Source organism: Thiohalophilus sp. (assembly GCF_031581315.1).
GTDB lineage: Bacteria > Pseudomonadota > Gammaproteobacteria > UBA6429 > Thiohalophilaceae > Thiohalophilus.
Genome location: NZ_JAVLAZ010000094.1, coordinates 1 through 3,199, shown reverse-complemented (window position 1 = coordinate 3,199; position 3,199 = coordinate 1). Strand labels below are relative to the sequence as shown.

5 protein-coding genes are annotated in these 3,199 nt (G+C 56.8%); all 5 read left to right on the top strand.

Translation table 11 applies throughout. From position 1 onward, the window contains the following. Positions 1-66 precede the first annotated feature (66 nt). The 5 genes from RI563_RS11370 (at position 67) to RI563_RS11350 (ending at position 2,977) form a co-directional block, all read left to right on the top strand. Positions 67-525: a thioredoxin family protein gene (locus RI563_RS11370; protein ID WP_310694500.1), complete on the top strand. Its 459-nt coding sequence runs from the start codon at positions 67-69 to the stop codon at positions 523-525. After that, entirely contained in the window at positions 522-1,766 is a 1,245-nt protein-coding gene (locus tag RI563_RS11365) for a hypothetical protein (protein WP_310694499.1), read from the top strand. Before RI563_RS11370 ends, RI563_RS11365 begins: the two co-directional genes overlap by 4 nt. 2 nt (positions 1,767-1,768) lie before the next feature. Continuing rightward, entirely contained in the window at positions 1,769-2,272 is a 504-nt protein-coding gene (locus RI563_RS11360) for a DUF192 domain-containing protein (RefSeq protein WP_310694498.1), read from the top strand. Positions 2,273-2,359: 87 nt separating this feature from the next. After that, entirely contained in the window at positions 2,360-2,509 is a 150-nt protein-coding gene (locus RI563_RS11355; RefSeq protein WP_310694497.1) for a hypothetical protein, read from the top strand. A 180-nt stretch (positions 2,510-2,689) separates the two neighbouring features. Next, the gene (locus RI563_RS11350) at positions 2,690-2,977 is read left to right on the top strand and encodes an encapsulin-associated ferritin-like protein (RefSeq protein WP_310694496.1); all 288 of its coding nucleotides are present in this window, start codon (positions 2,690-2,692) and stop codon (positions 2,975-2,977) included. Positions 2,978-3,199 lie beyond the last annotated feature (222 nt).

Here is a 3,199-nt window from a genome sequence, read left to right as displayed (position 1 = left end):
GGCCTGATCACTGGACAGGGCCCGGCAAATCTCTTTCAATAGAGCCGACTGACACGAGGAACTGACATGCGACGTATTCTCTTACTTATGTTATCGGTACTGTTTGTCCCCACCGCCTGGGCGGATGCGCCCGAGGGGTACACCTTCCACGACTTTGATAAAGCCATGGATCAGGCCCGCGAACAGAACAAAACCCTGTTTGTCTACTTTGGCCGTTACGGTTGCGGCTATTGCGAGAAAACCAACAAGGAAGCGTTTTCCGATAACACGATCCGTCAAATCTACACCGACAACTATGTGCTGGCCTATGTGGATTCGGAAAGCGGCAAGCGCCTGCAACTGCCCAGTGGCGAGCGCATTACCGAGCATGAAGTCGGCACCCGTTACAACGCCTTTGTCACCCCCGTGTTTACCTTTATGACGCCGCAGGGCAAACCGTTGAAACGGCTGGTCGGCGTACAGCGGATCGAGGATCTGCTCAACGCCCACGAGGAAGTCCAGGCGCAAACCGGTAACCCGTCATGATATCTCGGCAGACATCCTTCGCGCTGCTTCTCGCCGGTTACGGTCTGGTCTCAGCCGCTGTCGCCCAGCCCTGGGAGTTTGAACAACCGCTGGCGGTCACCGAAGTCCAGGGTGAGGGAATCTTTCATCACCTGGAATCATCGGGGCGACGCAACATTGCCGTCGCGGGCGACCGTGTGGCCATCAGCTGGGAAGACAACCGCCATGAGACTCCGGCGATCTTTCTGGCGCACAAATCCCGTCAGAGCGATGCGTTCAGCCAGGCGGTCCGGATCAGCGGCGAGGACGAGGCTTACGAACCGTCCCTGGCCGCCCTGGGCGAAGAGCGCTTTGCCATCGCCTGGGAGCAAGCGAGTCGCATGCATCTGCGTCTCAGTGACGGCAAACAACTCGGCCCTGTTTTAAAACTCGATACCAGACAGGCCGGCCAGGCGAGTCTCACCGCCAGGGACAACAAATTGCTGCTGGTCTATGCTGCGGGCGACCCGAAGAGCCGCCACCGGCGGATCTATTTGCAACAATTCGAGACCGACGGTCTGACACTCCATGCCGGCGCTCCCTGTAAAGTGGATCCCGAACCACTCAAGCAGGCCCAGCTCTATCCCTCGGTAACCAGACTGCCCGAGCGCACGCTGGTCGCCTGGGAAGATCGCCGCCATGGTCATACCGTCATCATGGCTGCCGAGAACCGCCAGCCCGGCAGCTGCCGCTTTGACAAACCGCAACGTATCAGCGAGCCGCTGCCGGGCCCGCGTCCGCCCTACGGTGAGGGTCACGGCGTGACGCGTGTCGCTATGGATAGTTACGACCGCGATCGCGTTCTGGCGGCCTGGGCCGACAAGCGCGATTTTCGCGAAGGTTATGACATTTACGCCAGCCATTATCCGGCCGAAAACGATGCGCTGTTCGGCCCCAACCAGAAAGTTCAGGATCCGTTCGGCGGTATCGCCCAGCAGTGGCATCCGAGCGTCGCCGGTGGCCCGTCCGGAGAGCTGGTCGTGGCCTGGGACGATGGCCGCGATGATCAGACCAACGTGTTGCTCAGCTGGTATACCGACGGGCAATGGAGTGATGATCTGTCGGTTCCCGGTGCCAGCGGCAGCGCGATCCAGAACCATCCGTCTGTCACCCTGGACAACCAGGGCCATCTGCATCTGGCCTGGGTCGAGCGGGATTTTGTCGGCGGCCCCACCCGCTTGCGTTATCTGTTCGGCAAAACCACATCGGCCGACCCGGAATAAGGATGGTATGTGCTGAAACGCCATTCAGAGCACAAGATCGATCTCGCATGCCCACCAGAAGACCCTTCGTGAATATATCGAAGACAGGGGCCAGCATTCTGGCCATAGCATTGCTTTTGGCTCCGCTGACCGGGCATGCATTTGAGCCCGCAGAGCTGACCCTGGCCGGTGAACAATATCAGGTTGAGCTGGCGGTCAGCCGCGAAGAAAAACAGCAGGGCCTCATGCACCGGGTTCGGCTGCCCGAAGGCACCGGCATGTTATTCATCTACACAACCGCCGAGCCGACTCGCTTCTGGAACAGGAATGTCCGATTTCCCATCGATATACTCTACTTCGACGCGAACCAGGCCTTCTTGCACGGCGACACCCACGTGCCGCCCTGTCCCGAGTTGCCATGCCCCGTCTATCAGAGCGGACAACCGGTCAAATACGTGCTCGAATTGCCTGCCGGTAGCCGGGAACGGCTTGATCTTCAACCCGGCCAGGAATTCACTTTCCGCTAAACAGGCGTTGCGAATATACGATCAGTTCGATTTTAATTGGCCCTGCGGAGCTATAATGTATTATTCAAACCTGCTCAGGAGAAACCTATGTTATTACCACGCCATGTAGGAACGATCGTTCTGGCCGTCTGGCTGATCTTGACCGGTCTGTCGGCTTTCGTAAATCTGGGCGATCTACGCAAGCTTTTAGACCTTGGTGCCATCGCCGCCGGGGTACTGCTGTTGTTGTCCCGCTAAACAGAGATTACAGATACCCGATCAGCCTGACCTCGCGAGGTTTACTCATACATGCCCGATATCCGGATCGCTTGTTCGGGTATTGTCATTGATAAAATTGGTACTTTCGAACGTGACGCATAGTACCGATTTGCAGTAACGTACAATTGTAATACCCAATAAGCTATGAGGAATTTATAAATGGCAAACGAAGGTTTTCACGAAGCAATTGAGGAGTTGTCCGACGAGACTCGTGACATGCACCGCGCCATCACCTCACTGATGGAAGAGCTGGAAGCGGTGGACTGGTACAACCAGCGTATGGATGCCTGCAAGGACGACGAGCTGCGCGCGATCCTCAAGCACAACCGCGACGAAGAAAAAGAACATGCCGCCATGGTGCTGGAGTGGATCCGCCGTCGCGACAGCAAATTCAACGATGAACTGAAAGATTATCTGTTCACCGAGAAGGAAATCGCGCACAAATAGCCATCCCCCTCTCGCCACCGTCGATCCTGCAATCCTGTCGTGCAGATTGCATGGCGCAGGCCCGGGGTCGCCGGCAGATAAAACGCCATCTTATTGTTTTTAAAGGCCATTGTATTTTGGCCTGGAAATTGCGATACAAACATTACCTATATAGGAGGAGGATAAACATGCAACGTAGAACCTTTCTGAAAGGCAGCCTGGCCAGCGGGACCGTCGCGGTCG

Coding starts and splice junctions, on each gene's coding strand:
- RI563_RS11370 (WP_310694500.1), top strand. CDS start 67: ATGCGACGTATTCTCTTACTTATGTTATCGGTACTGTTTGTCCCCACC.
- RI563_RS11365 (WP_310694499.1), top strand. CDS start 522: ATGATATCTCGGCAGACATCCTTCGCGCTGCTTCTCGCCGGTTACGGT.
- RI563_RS11360 (WP_310694498.1), top strand. CDS start 1,769: ATGGTATGTGCTGAAACGCCATTCAGAGCACAAGATCGATCTCGCATG.
- RI563_RS11355 (WP_310694497.1), top strand. CDS start 2,360: ATGTTATTACCACGCCATGTAGGAACGATCGTTCTGGCCGTCTGGCTG.
- RI563_RS11350 (WP_310694496.1), top strand. CDS start 2,690: ATGGCAAACGAAGGTTTTCACGAAGCAATTGAGGAGTTGTCCGACGAG.